General features: G+C 60.0%; 19 protein-coding genes and 1 pseudogene. 8 read left to right on the top strand and 12 right to left on the bottom strand.

All coding sequences use genetic code 11. The annotated features are described in order from the left end of the window. Positions 1-8 precede the first annotated feature (8 nt). The 6 genes and pseudogenes from recG to ACORQT_RS23985 form a co-directional block, all read right to left on the bottom strand. A pseudogene (recG, locus tag ACORQT_RS24010) lies at positions 9-2,091 on the bottom strand (ATP-dependent DNA helicase RecG). Then, positions 2,088-2,783 (bottom strand): tRNA (guanosine(18)-2'-O)-methyltransferase TrmH, encoded by a 696-nt coding sequence (gene trmH, locus ACORQT_RS24005; RefSeq protein WP_004931227.1) that lies wholly within the window; start codon positions 2,781-2,783, stop codon positions 2,088-2,090. The pseudogene recG and the gene trmH overlap by 4 nt, the downstream one beginning before the upstream one ends. 5 nt (positions 2,784-2,788) lie before the next feature. Next, on the bottom strand, positions 2,789-4,900 hold the full coding sequence (spoT, locus tag ACORQT_RS24000) for a bifunctional GTP diphosphokinase/guanosine-3',5'-bis pyrophosphate 3'-pyrophosphohydrolase (RefSeq protein ID WP_015379445.1): 2,112 nt from the start codon (positions 4,898-4,900) through the stop codon (positions 2,789-2,791). 18 nt (positions 4,901-4,918) lie between these two features. Beyond that, entirely contained in the window at positions 4,919-5,194 is a 276-nt protein-coding gene (rpoZ, locus tag ACORQT_RS23995; protein WP_004931221.1) for a DNA-directed RNA polymerase subunit omega, read from the bottom strand. Between the two features lie 54 nt (positions 5,195-5,248). Next, on the bottom strand, positions 5,249-5,872 hold the full coding sequence (gene gmk / locus ACORQT_RS23990) for a guanylate kinase (protein ID WP_033636481.1): 624 nt from the start codon (positions 5,870-5,872) through the stop codon (positions 5,249-5,251). Positions 5,873-6,083: 211 nt separating this feature from the next. Further along, on the bottom strand, positions 6,084-6,701 hold the full coding sequence (locus tag ACORQT_RS23985; protein ID WP_025304704.1) for a trimeric intracellular cation channel family protein: 618 nt from the start codon (positions 6,699-6,701) through the stop codon (positions 6,084-6,086). A gap of 253 nt (positions 6,702-6,954) precedes the next feature. Between ACORQT_RS23985 and ACORQT_RS23980 the strand changes: the two genes are divergently transcribed. Then, positions 6,955-7,389 carry a DUF3574 domain-containing protein gene (locus ACORQT_RS23980; protein ID WP_033645179.1) on the top strand — a complete coding sequence of 145 codons (435 nt, stop codon included), beginning with the start codon at positions 6,955-6,957 and terminating at the stop codon, positions 7,387-7,389. A gap of 34 nt (positions 7,390-7,423) precedes the next feature. Here ACORQT_RS23980 and ACORQT_RS23975 read toward each other — a convergent pair whose 3' ends face one another. Beyond that, positions 7,424-8,608 carry a NupC/NupG family nucleoside CNT transporter gene (locus ACORQT_RS23975; RefSeq protein ID WP_089195310.1) on the bottom strand — a complete coding sequence of 395 codons (1,185 nt, stop codon included), beginning with the start codon at positions 8,606-8,608 and terminating at the stop codon, positions 7,424-7,426. A gap of 375 nt (positions 8,609-8,983) precedes the next feature. On the opposite strand from ACORQT_RS23975, the gene ACORQT_RS23970 reads away from it, so the two are divergent. Next, positions 8,984-9,373, top strand: coding sequence for a hypothetical protein (locus ACORQT_RS23970; protein WP_116286936.1), 390 nt, complete (start codon positions 8,984-8,986; stop codon positions 9,371-9,373). Between the two features lie 54 nt (positions 9,374-9,427). Here ACORQT_RS23970 and ACORQT_RS23965 read toward each other — a convergent pair whose 3' ends face one another. Then, on the bottom strand, positions 9,428-10,291 hold the full coding sequence (locus tag ACORQT_RS23965; protein WP_015379441.1) for a YicC/YloC family endoribonuclease: 864 nt from the start codon (positions 10,289-10,291) through the stop codon (positions 9,428-9,430). A 126-nt stretch (positions 10,292-10,417) separates the two neighbouring features. Here ACORQT_RS23965 and rph point away from each other — a divergent pair, with 126 nt between their 5' ends. Together rph and pyrE are read left to right on the top strand one after the other, a co-directional pair. Beyond that, positions 10,418-11,134 (top strand): ribonuclease PH, encoded by a 717-nt coding sequence (rph, locus tag ACORQT_RS23960; RefSeq protein ID WP_025160305.1) that lies wholly within the window; start codon positions 10,418-10,420, stop codon positions 11,132-11,134. Between the two features lie 96 nt (positions 11,135-11,230). Continuing rightward, the gene (gene pyrE / locus ACORQT_RS23955) at positions 11,231-11,872 is read left to right on the top strand and encodes an orotate phosphoribosyltransferase (protein WP_042785593.1); all 642 of its coding nucleotides are present in this window, start codon (positions 11,231-11,233) and stop codon (positions 11,870-11,872) included. A gap of 31 nt (positions 11,873-11,903) precedes the next feature. Here the strand turns inward: pyrE and slmA are convergent, their stop codons facing one another. The 3 genes from slmA to coaBC all read right to left on the bottom strand — a co-directional run bounded on the left by slmA (position 11,904) and on the right by coaBC (position 14,405). Further along, positions 11,904-12,500 carry a nucleoid occlusion factor SlmA gene (slmA, locus tag ACORQT_RS23950; RefSeq protein WP_033652258.1) on the bottom strand — a complete coding sequence of 199 codons (597 nt, stop codon included), beginning with the start codon at positions 12,498-12,500 and terminating at the stop codon, positions 11,904-11,906. Between the two features lie 251 nt (positions 12,501-12,751). Then, complete coding sequence (gene dut / locus ACORQT_RS23945; protein ID WP_033652257.1) at positions 12,752-13,210, bottom strand: dUTP diphosphatase; 459 nt, start codon at positions 13,208-13,210, stop codon at positions 12,752-12,754. Next, positions 13,188-14,405: a bifunctional phosphopantothenoylcysteine decarboxylase/phosphopantothenate--cysteine ligase CoaBC gene (coaBC, locus tag ACORQT_RS23940; protein ID WP_164057648.1), complete on the bottom strand. Its 1,218-nt coding sequence runs from the start codon at positions 14,403-14,405 to the stop codon at positions 13,188-13,190. Before coaBC ends, dut begins: the two co-directional genes overlap by 23 nt. A gap of 183 nt (positions 14,406-14,588) precedes the next feature. Here coaBC and radC point away from each other — a divergent pair, with 183 nt between their 5' ends. From radC to mutM, 4 genes are all read left to right on the top strand, one after another. Beyond that, on the top strand, positions 14,589-15,272 hold the full coding sequence (gene radC, locus ACORQT_RS23935; protein WP_016929682.1) for a RadC family protein: 684 nt from the start codon (positions 14,589-14,591) through the stop codon (positions 15,270-15,272). A 262-nt stretch (positions 15,273-15,534) separates the two neighbouring features. After that, positions 15,535-15,771 carry a 50S ribosomal protein L28 gene (gene rpmB / locus ACORQT_RS23930; RefSeq protein ID WP_004931195.1) on the top strand — a complete coding sequence of 79 codons (237 nt, stop codon included), beginning with the start codon at positions 15,535-15,537 and terminating at the stop codon, positions 15,769-15,771. Between the two features lie 11 nt (positions 15,772-15,782). Further along, the gene (gene rpmG, locus ACORQT_RS23925; RefSeq protein ID WP_002442576.1) at positions 15,783-15,950 is read left to right on the top strand and encodes a 50S ribosomal protein L33; all 168 of its coding nucleotides are present in this window, start codon (positions 15,783-15,785) and stop codon (positions 15,948-15,950) included. A gap of 81 nt (positions 15,951-16,031) precedes the next feature. Then, the gene (mutM, locus tag ACORQT_RS23920) at positions 16,032-16,847 is read left to right on the top strand and encodes a bifunctional DNA-formamidopyrimidine glycosylase/DNA-(apurinic or apyrimidinic site) lyase (protein ID WP_047025862.1); all 816 of its coding nucleotides are present in this window, start codon (positions 16,032-16,034) and stop codon (positions 16,845-16,847) included. Between the two features lie 3 nt (positions 16,848-16,850). Here the strand turns inward: mutM and coaD are convergent, their stop codons facing one another. Next, positions 16,851-17,336, bottom strand: coding sequence for a pantetheine-phosphate adenylyltransferase (gene coaD / locus ACORQT_RS23915; RefSeq protein ID WP_033645183.1), 486 nt, complete (start codon positions 17,334-17,336; stop codon positions 16,851-16,853). Position 17,337 lies beyond the last annotated feature (1 nt).

Genomic DNA, 17,337 nt, shown 5'->3' with positions numbered 1-17,337 from the left:
GCCCTTTTTTATGCGTTGGAGTAGTGCGCCTTCTCCGGCAACCAGCGTTCGATCAGCGCCTGGGCGTGTTCCGGGTAGTGCTGATGGAGATGGCGAGCGACGCGTTGCACTTCGGGGATCATCGCCTGGTCGCGCAACAGGTCCGCCACCTTGAATTCGGCGCTGCCGGTCTGGCGGGTGCCGAGCAGCTCGCCCGGGCCGCGGATCTCCAGATCGCGCTGGGCGATGACAAAGCCGTCGTTGCTGTCGCGCAGCACCTGCAGGCGCGTTTGCGCGGTTTTGCTCAGCGGCGTTTTGTACAGCAGCACGCAGTGTGAAGCCACTGCGCCGCGCCCTACGCGGCCGCGCAGCTGGTGCAGCTGCGCCAGGCCCAGCCGTTCCGGGTTTTCGATGATCATCAGGCTGGCGTTCGGCACGTCGACGCCGACCTCGATCACCGTGGTGGCGACCAACAGCTGCAGCTCGCCCTGTTTAAACGCCTGCATCACCGCCTGCTTTTCCTGCGCTTTCATGCGGCCGTGCACCAGCGCCACCTTCAGCTCCGGCAGCGCGGCTTTCAATTCTTCCCAGGTGGCTTCCGCTGCCTGCGCTTCCAGCAGCTCGGACTCTTCGATCAGCGTACACACCCAGTAAGCCTGCCGTCCTTCTTCCAGACAGGCGCTTTTCACCCGTTGAATGATGTCGGCGCGGCGGGTATCGGGAATGGCGACGGTGGTCACCGGCGTGCGACCCGGCGGCAGCTCGTCGATGACCGAGGTATCGAGATCGGCATAGGCGGTCATCGCCAGCGTGCGCGGGATTGGCGTGGCCGTCAGGATCAGCTGATGGGCGTGGAAGCCCTGTTCTTCGCCTTTCTCCCACAGCGCCAGCCGCTGATGCACCCCGAAGCGGTGCTGCTCATCAATGATCACCAGCGCCAGGCCGTTGAACTGAACCTGCTCCTGGAAGATGGCGTGGGTGCCGACCACCATCGACACCTGGCCGCTGGCGATGGCTTCCTGCTGCGCGATGCGTGCCTTGCCTTTCTGTTTGCCCGCCAGCCAGCCGACCTCCAGCCCCAGCGGCTCGAACCACTGGCGGAAGTTGTTGGCATGCTGTTCGGCCAGCAGCTCGGTCGGTGCCATCAGCGCCACCTGCTTACCGTGCGCGATGGCGCGCAGCGCCGCCAGCGCCGCCACCAGCGTTTTGCCGGAGCCGACGTCGCCCTGCACCAGCCGCATCATCGGGAAGTCTTTTTGCATATCGGCTTCGATGTCGGCCACCACGCGCGTTTGCGCGCCGGTCGGCGAGAACGGCAACTGGGCGAGAAAACGGTTTTTCAGCCGATCGTCCGGCAGCAGCGGCTGCGCCTGATAACTCTGCGCGCCGGCGCGCACCGCCAGCATGCTGAGGTTATGCGCCAGCAGCTCTTCGAGGATCAGACGCTTTTGTGCCGGGTGTTTGCCCAGCTCCAGATCCGCCAGTTGGATGTCCGGCGGCGGGCGATGCAGGGTGTGCAGCGCTTGCGGCAGGCTCATCAGGCCGCCGCTCAGCTCCGGCGGCAGCAGTTCGGCGATGGCGCAGGTATCCAGCAGCTCCAGCGCCTGGTCGGTCAGCTTGCGCAGCGTTGGCCTGCCGCACCCCCTCGGTGGTGGGGTAGACCGGCGTCAGCGACTCCTGCAGCTCAACCTCGCTGGTTTCGCCCTGAATACGGTATTCCGGATGGATGATCTCCGCGCCGTGGTTGCCGCGTTTGATCTCGCCGTAGGCGGTCACGCGGCGGCCGGTGGCCAGGCTGTTCTTCATTGCGGCGTTGAAGTTGAAGAACCGCATGGTGAGGATGCCGGTGCCGTCGCTGATCTGGCAGGTCAGCATGCGGCGGCGGCCGAAGCTGATGTCGCTGCGCAGCACTTCCCCTTCTACCGTGGCGTAGATGCCCGGCAGCAGATCGTTGATCGGGTAGAGGCGGGTGCGGTCTTCGTAGCGCAGCGGCAGGTGCAGCAGCAGATCCTGAATGGTGTCGAGGCCAAGCTTGGCCAGTTTGCCCGCCTGGCTGGCGCCAACCCCGGAAAGCGTGGTGAGTGGGACAGCATCCAGCAGGCGGCCTTTCATTTGCGCACCGTCGCCTGCATGGCCGCCCACCATTCGGCGCTGGCGACCACCTGGCCCTGTTCGTCGATCTGTGGACGCGGCAGCCCCTTGCGCTTGGCCACGTTGGCCAGCACCGGATAGCCGCCTTCGAACAGCAGACGCTGCTGCTCTTCTTCGTCCAGCATGCTGTTGTCGCGGCGATACAGGCCGGCGTTTTGCCGCTGGCGCTGCGCCTCATACAGGATCAGCGCCGAAGCCACGGAGACGTTGAGCGATTGCACCATGCCGATCATCGGAATGACGATGTCTTGATCGGCGAGCGCCAGCGCTTCTTCGGTGATGCCGGTTTTTTCCTGGCCGAGCAGCACGCAGGTTGGCCGGGTGTAGTCCACCTCGCGGAAATCGACCGCGCGCGCAGACAGGTTGGTGGCCAGAATTTGCATGCCCTGCGCTTTCAGGTGGCCGACCGCGTCGCCGATGGTGCGATGGGTCTTGACGCTGACCCAGCTGTTGCTGCCGGCGGCGGAGGAAACCAGGGTGCGCATGCGGGTGGTGGGCCACACGGCGTGGACCTGATGCACGCCGACGGCGTCGGCGGTGCGGATAATGGCGGAGACGTTATGCGGTTTGTGCACTTGCTCCAGGCAGACCGTCAAATCCGGCTGCCGGGTCGCGAGCATTTCACAAATCCGCGCATAGCGTTCAGGACTCATAAGCGCTAGTTTCGGTTGCGGTTAACTTTGATCACATCCGGCATGATACGGATTTTACGCATAATGTTTGCCAAATGGATGCGATCGCGGGTGGTCAAGCGGATAAAGGCGCTATAAACCCGACCGTCTTTCTCTTCGGTGTTCAGGCTCTGAATATTGGATTCGGCCGCGTTGATTGCCGCCGTCAGGTTGGCCAGCGCGCCCTGGTGGTTAAACATATCCACCTTGATCTCGGCGATGAACTCCTGCTCGGTCTCTTTATCCCACTCGACCGCCATGAACTTCTCAGGCTCTTTCTGATAGCCGCGAATATTGCGGCAGGATTCATGGTGGATCACCAGCCCTTTGCCCGGGCTGACGTGAGCGATAATCGGGTCGCCCGGAATCGGACGGCAGCACTTGGCGAAGGTGATCAACACGCCGTCGGCGCCCTTGATGGCCAGGTTGCGCACGCCGGAGGTGGTGCCCAGGCTGGACTGATCGCCCTGCAGGTTCTTCGCCACCACTACGCTCATGGCGTTGCCGAGGCCGATTTCCGCCAGCAGATCGTCCAGCGTCGCCAGCTTCATGCGGTCCAGCTCGTGCTGAATGTTTTCCTGCGGGATTTCGGCCAGCTTGCGGCTGCCGCCCAACGCATGGTTGAGCAGACGGCGGCCGAGGCCGACGGAGTCGTCGCGCTTGAGGTTCTTCAGCATCTGGCGAATCTTGGCGCGCGCTTTCGAGCTGACCACGAAGTTCAGCCAGGCGGCGTTGGGCCGTGCGCCCGGCGCGGTGATGATCTCGACGGTCTGGCCGCTGGTCAGCGACTGCGACAGCGGGTATGGCTGACGATCGACGCGTGCGCCGACGCAGGCATGGCCGATATCGGTATGCACCGCATAGGCGAAGTCGACCGGCGTGGCGCCGGCGGGCAGCTCGACGATGCGGCCTTCCGGGGTGAAAACGTAAATCTCATCCGGGAACAGATCGGATTTGACGCTCTCGATAAATTCAAACGAACTGCCGGCGCTTTGCTGCAGCTCCAGCAGGCTTTGCATCCAGCGTTGGGCGCGGATCTGCGCCGTGGTGCCGGTTTCGCCCTGTTCTCTTTCCTTGTAAGCCCAGTGCGCGGCCACCCCCATCTCAGCCATCTGATCCATGTCTTCGGTGCGGATCTGCACTTCGACCGGCACGCCGTGCGGGCCGATCAGCGAGGTATGGAGCGATTGATAGCCGTTGGCCTTGGGAATGGCGATGTAATCTTTCACCCGCCCCGGGCGCGGTTTATACAGGCTGTGCACCTGGCCGAGCACGCGGTAGCAGGTATCGACCTCTTTTACGATCACCCGGAACGCGTAGATATCCATGATGGAATGGAAACGCTGTTCTTTCAGGTGCATCTTGAGGTAGATGGAGTAGAGGTGTTTTTCCCGCCCGCTGACACGGCAGGCGATGCCGGCCTCGGTCAGCCGCCCTTCGATCTCGGAGAGGATTTTTTGAATCATCTCTTTGCGGTTGCCGCGCGCGGCTTTCACCACTTCCTTGATCACGCGATAACGGTTCGGGTACAGCGCCTCGAAGCCCAGCTCTTCCAGCTCGGTTTTCAGGTGATGAATACCCAGACGGTGGGCGAGGGGGCTGTAGATTTCCAGGGTTTCACGCGCGATGCGCCGGCGTTTGTCGGGGCGCAGCGAACCGAGGGTGCGCATGTTGTGCGTACGGTCGGCCAGCTTGATCAGCACGACGCGGATATCCTGCACCATCGCCATGATCATCTTGCGGAAGTTTTCCGCCTGCGCTTCTTTCTTGTCCTGGAACTTCAGCTTGTCGAGCTTGGAGACGCCCTCAACCAGTTCGGCGACGCTCTTGCCGAACAGCTGTTCCATATCTTGATAGGTGGCTGGGGTGTCTTCGATGACGTCGTGCAGCAACGCCGCCATCAGCGTCTCGTGATCGAGACGCATTTCCGCCAGGATGCAGGCCACGGCGACCGGGTGAGTAATGTAGGGCTCACCGCTGGAGCGTGTCTGGCCCTCGTGCGCGTCGCGCGCGACGAGGTATGCCTGTTTGAGGCGCTTAATCTGCTCCTCGGGCAGGTAACGTTGAATCAGCAGATTCAGGCTTTCAAACAGGTACAAGGCGGACTCGCAGTCTAATTAACGACGACCTTCAGCAATCGCGGTAACCGCTTGAATCTCTGCGGCTTCCTGCTCTTGCTGTTCCTGGCGCTCACGCACGTCGAGGATCTGGCTGGTGATCAGGCCTTCTTCGATTTCGCGCAGGGCGATAACGGTGTACTTGTCGTTCTCTTCCGGAACCAGTGCATCTTTGCCGCCGGTCTGGATCTGACGCGCCCGACGAGCAGCGACCAACACCAGGTCAAAACGGTTACCAATTTTCTCTACAGCGTCTTGAACAGTTACGCGTGCCATATTTGTGCTACTCCACAGGTGACGAAAAGACTGGGCATGATACTGAAACTGCCTTCAGTCTGCCAATAGTTTGCTGATTAAAGCGTCATGCCGCAGCAACTGGCGGCCCAAACGCAGGCGTTCGGCGCGAATGATGGTCTTCAGATCGGACAGCGCCAGATCGAAATCATCGTTCACGATCAGGTAATCGTACTCCGCGTAATGCGTCATTTCCGCCACGGCCTGAGCCATGCGTTTGGCGATCACCTCTTCGGAATCCTGCCCGCGCCCACGCAGGCGGCGGCCCAGTTCTTCCTTCGACGGCGGCAGAATGAAGATGCTGCGCGCCTGCGGCATTTTGGCGCGGATTTGCTGCGCGCCCTGCCAGTCGATATCCAGAAACACATCCACGCCGGTCGACAAGACTTGTTCGATGGCGGCGCGCGAGGTGCCGTAATAGTTGCCGAACACTTCGGCGTGCTCAAGAAACGCGTCCTGCTCGATCATCCGGCGGAATTCGTCTTTCGAGACGAAGAAATAGTGCTCGCCGTGATTTTCACCCGGGCGACTGTCGCGCGTGGTGTGCGAAACCGAAACCTGCGTGTCGTACAGCGGTTGCGTCTTTAATAAAGCCTGAATCAGACTTGATTTACCTGCGCCACTGGGAGCAGAGACAATATAAAGTGTGCCTTGAGCCATGATGATGTTCGTTGATAACGGTTGATATGCCAAAAACAGCGGATGTGTATTTTCTCCGCACAGTATACACGGCTAACGCGCCGGGTGCAGCGTTAGCTCGCATTTTGCCCGCGGCTTTGCGTGGAAAAAGCGCCGAAAGGGCGAATTTGCGCGTCGAAGGGCGACATTTTTGCAGTTTTGGCCTCGGCGGCGGCGCGTTGCCGCCCCGAGATCAGTGATCCGGATGCTGGTAGTTGAACACCGGCAGGCCGAGGCGGAAGCGCAGGGCGATAAGACGCGCGCTCAGGCCGGCGACCAAGGTGAGGATCACCACCAGATTGTGCGGCAGGCTGAGGTGCTGCAGGCCGATATACAGCCAGGCGGCGCTGAAGGAGATGCCGGCGTAGATCTCCTTCTGGAAAACCAGCGGGATGCGGTTGCAGAACATATCGCGCAGCACCCCGCCGAAGACGCCGGTGATCACCGCGGCGATGGCGGCGATAATGGCGCTGTGCCCCATATCCAGGGCCACCTGCGCGCCGATGATGGAGAAGACGATCAGGCCGACGGCGTCGAGCACCAGGAACAGGCGGCGCAGATGGCGCATCAGAGGAGCCACCCAGGTGGTGACGATCGCCGCTATCGCGACGATGACGATGTATTCCGGGTGTTTGACCCAGCCCAACGGAAAATGCCCGAGCAACATATCGCGCACCGACCCGCCGCCGATTGCGGTGACAGAGGCGATGATGATCACGCCGAACATGTCCATTTGGCGGCGGCCGGCCGCCAGCGCGCCGGTCATGGCTTCGGCGGTGATGCCGATGATATAAAGGATGCTCAGTAACATAAGGGGTTCACAGCGTAATTGCGTCAGAATGATGGCCGGCAGGGTAATCGCCGCCGAGGACGCGCGCCACTGAGTTTTTTTCACCGATGGCGTTTCGGATTAATATAGCTAATCCAAACTCCATTTTTATTGCCGATAACCAGCCTTTTTTAACATCTGGCTTTTAATGAAAGCATTAGAAATTTCGCGCTAATTTCCATCGCTGACTATGACTTTTGCAGCGAATCCTTCAACCGAAAAATCGAGACTGCAGATGAAAAACTCCCCGAGACTGGCCGCCGGCGCCATGGTGGCCGCCCTGCTGCTGAGCGGCTGCGTGGCGCCAGGCCACCAGGCTGTTTCCCCCGCCCCGACTTGTCGCACCGGCGATCCGCTAGTGCAGACAACGCTCTACTTCGGCCTGAACCGGCCGGCGGGGCCGGCGATCACCGCCGCCGAGTGGCAAACCTTCGTCGATAGCCAGGTGACGCCGCGTTTTAAAGACGGGCTGACGGTGTTTGATGCCAAAGGGCAGTGGCTGGGTCACGACGGCAAGCTGGCGCGCGAGAACAGCAAGGCACTGCTGTTGATCCATGCGCCGGGCAAAGAGAGCGAGGCGAATATCGAGGCGCTGCGCAGCGGCTATAAGCAGCAGTTTGCGCAGGATTCGGTAATGCGGGTGGATGCGCCGGTGTGCGTGGCGTTTTAAAGCAAACTCCCGGCCCTGCGGCCGGGAGTGGGGATTACAGCACCAGGCCGGCGATGGCCGCCGACAACAGGCTCACCAGCGTCGAGCCGTAAACCAGCTTCAGGCCAAAACGGGAAACCACGTTGCCTTGCTGCTCGTTCAGCCCCTTAATGGCGCCGGCGACGATGCCGATGGAGGCGAAGTTGGCGAACGACACCAGGAACACCGACAGAATGCCCAGCCCGCGCGGCGACAGCTCCGCCGCGATTTTCTTCAGCTCAATCATCGCCACGAATTCGTTGGCCACCAGTTTGGTCGCCATGATGCTGCCCGCCTTCAGGGCCTCTTCCGCCGGGATGCCGATCAGCCAGGCCAGCGGATAGAACACGTAGCCGAGGATTTGCTGGAAGCTGATGCCGAGCACCGCCGAGAACAGCGCATTGATGGCGGAGATCAGCGCGATAAAGCCGATCAGCATCGCCGCGATGATCATCGCAATTTTGAAGCCGGCCAGAATGTACTCGCCCAACATTTCGAAGAAGCTCTGATCTTCGTGCAGCTTGTTCAGCTTCAGCTCCGGCTCGTCTTCGACCTGATACGGGTTGATGATCGACAGGATGATGAAGGTGCTGAACATATTAAGGATCAACGCCGCCACCACGTACTGCGCGTCGATCATCGACATGTAGGCGCCGACGATGGAGAGCGATACCGTCGACATGGCGGTCGCGGCCATGGTGTACATGCGGCGTGGCGAGATGTCGCCGATGATGCCCTTGTAGGCGATGAAGTTCTCCGACTGCCCCAGCACCAGCGTGCTGACGGCGTTGAACGATTCCAGCTTGCCCATGCCGTTGACCTTGGACAGCAGGGTGCCCACCAGACGGATGATCAGCGGCAGGATGCGGAAATGCTGCAAAATGCCGATCAGGGCGGAAATAAAGATGATAGGGCACAAAACGCCGAGGAAGATAAACGCCAGGCCATCTTTGCTCATGCCGCCGAACACGAACTCCGACCCTTGTGCGGCGTAGGCGAGCAGGGTGTCGAAGAAGCCGGCGACGTGTTTGATCACGCTGAGCCCGCTGGCGGAGTGGAGGAAGAAATAGGCCAGCGCGCCTTCGATCACCAACAGCTGGATGATATAGCGCAGGCGGATTTTCTTGCGATTATTGCTGACCAGCAGCGCCAGGGCGATGATCACCACCAGGGCCATAATAAATTGCAGAATTTGTGGCATAAACGGTCCGTACGGTTCACGGGCAGGAAAAAAACACATTTAGCCACAGCATCGCCGTCCTTTCATTACCTTGCGTGATAATTAGAACAAAATACTTATGGCGTGCGGGATATCTTGCCGATTGTCATCCGCACGCGCTGCTCGGCAGTTTTTCATAAGCCCCCGAAGTGCCTTAGTGAGCCGTCTTCCATGATGCCTGCCGGCTCGCAGCCTGATGCAACCACCGTCCCGCACGTTCAGGCACCTGGAATCTGGCTCGCAATGGGCGATTTTTCATGGCGCAAAGCGTGGCTTTCTTGGCTGAGGAAGAGAAACATGTTTGGACAAGGCGCCGGTCGCGATCGGCGCGCATTTTATCGAACAAGGAGGCGAACGATGAATATTGGCACGTTGCTCAGGGCGCTGGCCAACGGCGTTAATCCCGACACCGGCGAGCTATTGAGACCGGCTTCAGCGGCCTGCGCGCCGGAGGCTATCCGCCTGCTGTTCGCGTTGGCCGACGAGTTTGACGGTGAATCTGAACTGCAGAAAAAAGCCAGGCTGACGCCGGAAGAAAAGCGGCAGAAGAATCTGGCCGAGGGCCGGCCGGCCAATGCCTACTTCCCTTGGCCGGAAGAAGAAAAACTGCGGCTGCGCGAGAGCCATGCGGCCGGGACGACGCTGGAGGCGCTGAGCGATGAGTTCGAGCGTTCAACCTGGAGCATTGCGGTGCAACTGCAGACAATGGGGTTGATCGGTGAGGAACAGGCGGCCGCCTATCGCTGATCTATAGCCATAAAAAAGCCCGCGTGGCGCGGGCTTGATGGCGTGCGGAGCGGATCACTCGATGTTCTGGATCTGCTCGCGCATTTGCTCGATCAACACCTTCAGCTCGATGGCGGAGGCGGTGACGTCGGCATTGATTGACTTGGAGGCCAGGGTGTTCGATTCGCGGTTGAATTCCTGCATCATAAAGTCGAGGCGGCGGCCGACGGCTTCTTTCTTCTTCAGGATGTTGTGCGTCTCTTTCACGTGCGCTTCCAGGCGGTCCAGCTCTTCGGCGACGTCGATGCGCTGCGCCATCAGCACCAGCTCTTGCTCCAGGCGAGTGTTTTCCAGCTGCACCTGCGCCTCTTCCAGCTTGCTGACCAGGCGCTCGCGCTGCCATTGCAGGATGTTCGGCATCTGGGCGCGCACTTTGACCACTTCGGCGCTGACGCCGTCGAGGCGCTGTTCGATCAGCGTTTTCAGCGCGGCGCCTTCGCTTTCGCGTGCGACGATAAAGTCATCCAGCGCGCCGTCCAGCGCTTGCATCAGCTCGGCGCTGATGGCGTCCAGATCCTGCTCCTGTGCGGACATCACGCCCGGCCAGCGCAGCACGTCGATCGGGTTGATTTCCCCTTCGTCGCTCTGCATTTTCACCCAGTTGGCGGCTTCGACCAGCTGTTTGGCCAGTTTTTCGTTCAGGATCAGCGAGCTTTGCGCGCTTGGATCCAGTTCAAAACGCAGGTTGCATTCGACTTTGCCGCGGGTCAGGCGGCCACGGATACGTTCACGGATCACCGGCTCCAGGCTGCGGAATTGTTCCGGCAGGCGGATGTAGGTTTCTAAGTAGCGCTGGTTAACGGAACGCAGCTCCCAGGCTGCGCTGCCCCATTCACCCTTGATTTCACGCCGGGCGTAGGCGGTCATGCTGCGGATCATTGATGCGTACCCGTAATAGGAAAAGATGGGGCGATTATAGCGTCGCGGCTGCGGGCAGGATAGGCATTACGTCACGAAGCCCGTATAATGCACAGCCAATAGTTGATTTGAAGCCGGAGAGAGCCCATGCGTCCTGCAGGCAGAGCACCACAGCAAGTTCGCCCCCTGACACTGACCCGTCACTATACCAAACACGCTGAAGGTTCAGTGCTGGTTGAGTTTGGCGATACCAAAGTCTTGTGCACCGCCACGGTAGAAGAGGGCGTTCCGCGCTTCCTGAAAGGCCAGGGGCAAGGTTGGATCACCGCCGAGTACGGCATGCTGCCGCGCTCCACCCACAGCCGCAACGCCCGTGAAGCCGCCAAAGGCAAACAGGGTGGCCGCACGCTGGAGATCCAGCGCCTGATCGCCCGTTCGCTGCGCGCCGCGGTGGATCTGAAAAAGCTCGGTGAATTCACCATCACTCTCGACTGCGACGTACTGCAGGCCGACGGCGGTACCCGCACCGCTTCCATCTCCGGCGCCTGCGTGGCGCTGGCCGATGCGCTGAACACCCTGGTGGCCAACGGTAAGCTGAAAGCCAATCCGATGAAGGGCATGGTGGCGGCGGTTTCCGTCGGCATCGTCAACGGCGAAGCGCTGTGCGATCTGGAGTATGTGGAAGATTCCGCGGCGGAAACCGACATGAACGTGGTGATGATGGAAGACGGCCGCATGATTGAAGTGCAGGGCACCGCCGAAGGCGAGCCGTTCAGCCACGATGAGCTGTTGGCGCTATTGGCGCTGGCCCGAGGAGGCATCGAAACCATCTTCCAGGCGCAGAAAGCGGCGCTGGCGGACTAATTTTTCAAGGCGACTGAGAAGTCGCCTTTTTTATGCCCGCCGATCGGGCGGCAGTAATGACAAGACCCAAGCAGATTCAGACGAGGAGAAGCAGTAATGAAAGCCTATCAGCGCCAGTTTATCGAGTTCGCGCTTAACAAGCAGGTATTGAAATTCGGCGAGTTCACCCTGAAATCCGGCCGCACCAGCCCGTATTTCTTCAACGCCGGCCTGTTTAATACCGGGCGCGATCTTGCGCTGTTGGGGCGCTTCTATGCCGAAGCCCTGATGGATTCCGGCATCGATTTCGATCTGCTGTTTGGCCCGGCCTATAAAGGCATTCCTATCGCCACCACCACGGCGGTTGCGCTGGCGGAACACCATGAGCGCGACGTGCCTTACTGCTTTAACCGCAAGGAAGCCAAGACCCACGGCGAGGGCGGTTCGCTGGTGGGCAGCCCGCTGCAGGGCCGCGTGATGCTGGTGGACGATGTGATCACCGCCGGTACCGCGATCCGTGAGTCGATGGAAATCATCGGCGCCAGCGGCGCTTCGTTGGCGGGCGTGCTGATCTCCCTCGACCGGCAGGAACGCGGCCGCGCGGACATCTCCGCCATTCAGGAAGTGGAACGCGACTACCACTGCAAGGTAATTTCGATCGTGACGCTGAAGGATCTGATCGCCTATCTGGAAGAGAAACCGGAAATGGCGGACCACCTGGCGGCGGTGCGCGCTTACCGCGAGCAGTACGGGATATAAGTAAAAACGCCGGGCATGCCCGGCGTTATCGTTATTGCAGCTGGGCCGCCAACAGCGGCCAGCGGGCGTCGAATTCCTGCGTTGGGCGATAGCGGAATTCCGAACGCACATAGCGCGACAACATGCCTTCGCAGAAGGCCAGCAGCTGGCTGGCCAGCAGCGTTTCATCGACGATGAAGCCTTTGCCTTCGCGCAATTTGCGCTCTTTCAACACCTGACGCAGCTGCGCCTCGATGCGTTCGAACAGCTGGTTGATGCGGCCCTGCAGGCGATCCTGTTCAAACATCAGCGCGTGGCCGGTCATGATGCGCGTCAGCCCCGGGTTGCGTTCCGCAAAGCCCAGAATCAGCAGTAAAATCAGGCGCAGACGACTAAACGTCTCTTTCTCGTCCTGCAAGATCAGGTTGATGCGGGTGATCAGGCTGTCTTCGATAAACTCGATCAGACTGTCGAACATCCGTGTCTTGCTGGGGAAATGCCGGTACAGCGCAGCTTCAGAAACACCCACGTTCGCGGCGAGCTTGGCGGTGGTAATGCGCTGGCTGCCGTCGCTGGATTCCAGCATCTGGGCTAACGCCTGCAATATTTCCTCGCGCCGATTCCTTTTCGTATTTTCTTTTTCTGCCATGTCTGATTAGACCCTTGCTAAAACTTAACTGACGGAAACCCGGGCACCGGCCGCTGCAGAGCAGGCTCTGTGCGGCTTATGTGATAGCTTTTTTACGATGCTGGGGTCAGCGGCCTTAACGGCCTTTTTCCGCGCTGCCTGGTGTGCGCTGCAATTGTCGCGGTAAAACCTTGCCGCAGAGACATCCTTCTCCCCGGAAAGGCAAGGTTCAGGCGACGTTTCCCTGCCGGCCATCGTGCATTGGGTGGCGCTTAGTGGCGCCCCGAGTGGCCGAAGCCGCCTTCGCCGCGCTCGCTGCTGTCGAACTCTTCCACCAGGTTGAACTCGGCCTGCACCACAGGCACGAAGACCATCTGCGCGATGCGTTCGCCCGGTTCGATAGTGAATGACTTCTGGCCGCGGTTCCAGACGGACACCATCAGCTGGCCCTGATAATCGGAGTCGATCAGGCCGACCAGATTGCCCAGCACGACGCCGTGCTTATGGCCCAGGCCTGAGCGCGGCAGGATCACCGCCGCCAGGCCGGCGTCGGCGATATGGATCGCGAGACCGGTAGGCAGCAGCGTGGTTTCACCCGGCGCCAGCTCCACCGCGCTGTCCAAGCAGGCGCGCAGGTCGAGACCGGCGGAGCCCGGAGTGGCGTAGGTCGGTAGCGGGAAATCCTGACCGATGCGCGGGTCGAGGATCTTAACGTCGATTTTTTTCATCATAACGGCTGACTATCTCGTCTATTAAACGTTGGCCAAGGAGTGCCTTGTCGCTCAGCGCCAGGCGTTTCTCTCCATCCTGCCAAAAAAGGTGCAGGGCATTGGTGTCGCTGTTGAACCCGTGCTCTGCGAGCGATACATCGTTAGCGCAAATCAAATCCAGCTTCTTACGCGCCAGTTTTTGCCGCGCGTATTCTTCCACATTCTGGGTTTCGGCGGCAAACCCCACGACAAACGGTCGATTTTTGGTCATCGCCGCCACACCGGCGACGATATCGGGGTTTTTTACCATCTTGAGGACGATTTCATCACCCTGTTTTTTTATTTTTTCATCGGCGATCCGCTCGGGACGGTAGTCGGCTACGGCGGCGCAGGAGATGAAAATCTGCTGCTGAGCGGCGCGCTGTTGCACCGCCTGTTCCATCTCCAGCGCGCTGGTGACGTCCACGCGTGTGACCTTCGGCGGCGTCGGCAGGCTCACCGGCCCGGCGATCAGCGTCACCTGCGCGCCGCGGGCGGCGGCGGCGCGGGCGATGGCGAAGCCCATTTTGCCGGAGCTGTGATTGCTGATGAAGCGTACCGGATCCAGCGCTTCGCGCGTCGGGCCGGCGGTGATCATAACCTGCAAATGTTGCAGATCCTGCGGGGCGGAGAAATGACCGTTCGCCAGCTCGACGATGTCCAGCGGATCCAGCATGCGGCCCGGGCCAACGTCGCCGCAGGCCTGGCTGCCGCTGTCCGGCCCCCAGAGCAGCATGCCGCGCGCCTGCAGCGTTTGCAGGTTGGCCTGCGTGGCGGTGGCGCGATACATCTGCTGGTTCATGGCGGGGGCGGCGGCGATAGGGGCGTCGGTCGCCAGGCAGACGGTAGTCAGCAGATCGTTGGCCATGCCGGCGGCGACGCGCGCCAGCAGATCGGCGGTCGCCGGCGCCAGAATCACCAGATCCGCCCATTTGCCGAGTTCGATGTGGCCCATGGCGGCTTCGGCGGCGGGATCCAACAGATCGTCGGACACCAGGTGGCCGGAAACGGCCTGCAGCGTCAGCGGCGTAATGAACGCCTTGGCGGCGTGGGTCATCACCACGCGCACTTCCGCGCCCCTGTCGCGCAGGCGGCGCACCAGCTCTGGGCATTTGTAGGCGGCGATGCCGCCGCTGATGCCAAGCACAATATGTTTGCCGGAAAGTCCCGTCATCATCATTGTCCGATTGAAAGCCGAAAGATGCGCCATTTTAGCATATCCGCCGTTCAGGTGAGCGATTCCGCAATGGCTGCAGGGCGTTACATTGTGCTTTGCGAAACACTTCGCAATGTTATCAAACACCTGTCGAACGCGCCGGGGGGCGCATGGCATGCTGTAGCCCTTTCAGGGAGGAACACGATGAGCAACCCGACTGTGGCGTGCTGGCCGGGCGCGCTGGCGCCGCGTGAAAAGCTGTTGATGCAGGGGGCCGCGGCGCTGTCCGACGCAGAGCTGTTGGCCATTTTCTTGCGCACCGGGTTGCCCGGCGTGCACGTAATGCAGCTGGCGGAGCAGCTGCTGCGCCGATTCGGCTCGCTTTACCATCTGATGTCGGCCGATCATCAGGCGTTTTGCAGTCAAAAAGGCCTGGGCGACGCCAGCTATACGCAGCTGCAGGCGATTGCCGAGCTGGCGCTTCGCTTCTTTTCCAGCCATCTCTCGCAGGAAAACGCCATGCTTAACCCGCGCGTCACCCAGCATTATCTGCAAAGCCTGCTGGCGCATCGTGAGCGAGAGGTCTTTTTGGTATTGTTTTTAGACAATCAGCATCGGGTTATTCGCCATCAGGAGATGTTTGCTGGTACCATCAGCAGCGTCGTCGTCTACCCGAGAGAAATTGTGCGTGAAGCGTTGAAGGCTAATGCCGCCGCGCTGATTCTCGCGCATAATCACCCCTCGGGTAAGGCTGAACCCAGTCATGCCGACCGTTTGATAACGGAACAGGTGGTGAAAGCCTGCCAGTTATTGGAGATCCGAGTGCTCGATCATTTGGTGATCGGTCGGGGTGAATGCGTCTCTTTTGCCGAGCGCGGATGGCTTTAAGCGATTTTTTCGCGATCCTTGTGGGATCTTTAGCTGTTCGGGACTTGAGCACTTACGCTTCAGAGCGTATACTACGCCACCTTTGAGAATCTTGGGTTTGGCGCAAGAGCCTATCTCAGCAGGTTTCTGACCTGATGTGTGGTTTCTACCTGATGACGAGAGTCTCCTCAGTATGAAGTTTGCTGAGATGGGCTCTAAAAGCCTGACGAGGCGCCAATACCCCATACGAAGCTCGAGCTAATTTGATTTTTGGAGAATAGACATGTCCCGAGTCTGCCAAGTTACTGGCAAGCGCCCGGTGAGCGGTAACAACCGTTCCCACGCAATGAACGCGACCAAACGCCGTTTTCTGCCTAACCTGCACTCACACCGTTTTTGGGTTGAGGCTGAGAAGCGCTTTGTAACTCTGCGTGTATCTGCTAAAGGTATGCGTGTTATCGATAAGAAGGGTATTGAGACGGTTCTGGCCGATCTGCGTGCCCGTGGTGAGAAGTATTAAGGAACTGAATCATGGCTAAAGGTGTTCGCGAGAAGATCAAGCTGGTTTCTTCTGCTGGTACTGGTCACTTCTATACCACCACGAAGAACAAGCGTACTAAGCCGGAAAAATTGGAACTGAAGAAATTCGATCCAGTTGTCCGTCAGCACGTAGTATACAAAGAAGCTAAAATTAAATAATTTTAGTGGATTAATGAAAAACCCGGCCTTGGCCGGGTTTTTTGTTTTATAAAGGGTAGAAAACATCGGAGGGGAAGCCAGATGCCTGAATTACCGGAAGTTGAGACGAGCAGACGCGGTATAGAGCCTTATCTTGTCGGCCACAGCATTCAGTATGCGGTGGTGCGCAACGCGCGCCTGCGCTGGCCGGTTTCCGAGCAGATCCTGACGCTGAGCGATCAGCCGGTGCTCAGCGTGCAGCGTCGGGCCAAATACCTGCTGATTGAGCTGGAGCGCGGTTGGATTATCGTGCATTTGGGCATGTCGGGCAGCCTGCGCATGCTGCGTGAGGAAAACGAAGACGAAGCCGGCAAACACGACCACGTCGATCTGGTGATCAACAACGGTATGATCCTGCGCTATACCGATCCGCGCCGCTTCGGCGCCTGGCTGTGGTGCGAAGACCTGGCGACCAGCAGCGTGTTGGCGCATCTGGGGCCAGAACCGCTGAGTGAGGCGTTCAACGGCGACTACCTGTATGAAAAATCACGTAATAAGCGCACGCTGATCAAACCGTGGCTGATGGATAATAAGCTGGTGGTCGGGGTCGGTAACATTTACGCCAGTGAATCGCTGTTCAGCGCCGGGATCCTGCCCGATCGTCCGGCGGGATCCTTGACCAAAGCCGAAGCGGCGCTGTTGGCGAAGACCATCAAGGCGGTGTTGCAACGCTCCATCGAGCAGGGCGGCACCACATTGCGCGACTTTTTGCAGTCGGACGGGAAACCGGGGTACTTCGCGCAGGAGCTGCAGGTTTACGGACGGGCGGGAGAACCGTGCCGCACATGCGGCACGCCGATTGAATCCGCCAAGCACGGGCAGCGCAGCACCTTCTTTTGCCGACGCTGCCAGCGCTGAGCATCACGCGGCGGCGAGCTTCGCCATCAGCGCCTGAGTGACCACATCGGGCAGGAAAGGCGCGATATCGCCGCCGTGGCGGGCGACCTCCTTCACCAGTGAGGAGGAGATGAACGACCACTCTTCGGAAGGCATCAGGAACACGCTCTCCAGCGTCGGCATCAAATGGCGGTTCATGTTCGCCAGCTGCAGTTCGTACTCAAAGTCAGACACCGCCCGCAGGCCGCGCACCAGGATATTGGCATTCTGGTGAGCGGCGAAATGCGCCATCAGCTCGCTGAAGCCCAGTACCTCCACATTGTCCAGATGCGAGGTGACCTGCGTCGCCAGCGCCACACGCTCATCCAGGCTGAACAGCGGCTTTTTGCTCGGGCTGGCGGCGATGGCCAGAATCACGTGATCGAACATCAGCGACGCGCGCGTCACTAAATCCAGGTGGCCGTTGGTCATGGGATCGAACGTCCCGGGATAGATGGCTTTGCTGGTCATG

The sequence above is a fragment of the Serratia sp. (in: enterobacteria) genome (assembly GCF_052400455.1).
GTDB classification, from domain to species: domain Bacteria; phylum Pseudomonadota; class Gammaproteobacteria; order Enterobacterales; family Enterobacteriaceae; genus Serratia; species Serratia ureilytica.
The sequence above is the reverse complement of the archived record's forward strand: the minus strand, read 5'-3'. Positions and strand labels throughout refer to the sequence as shown.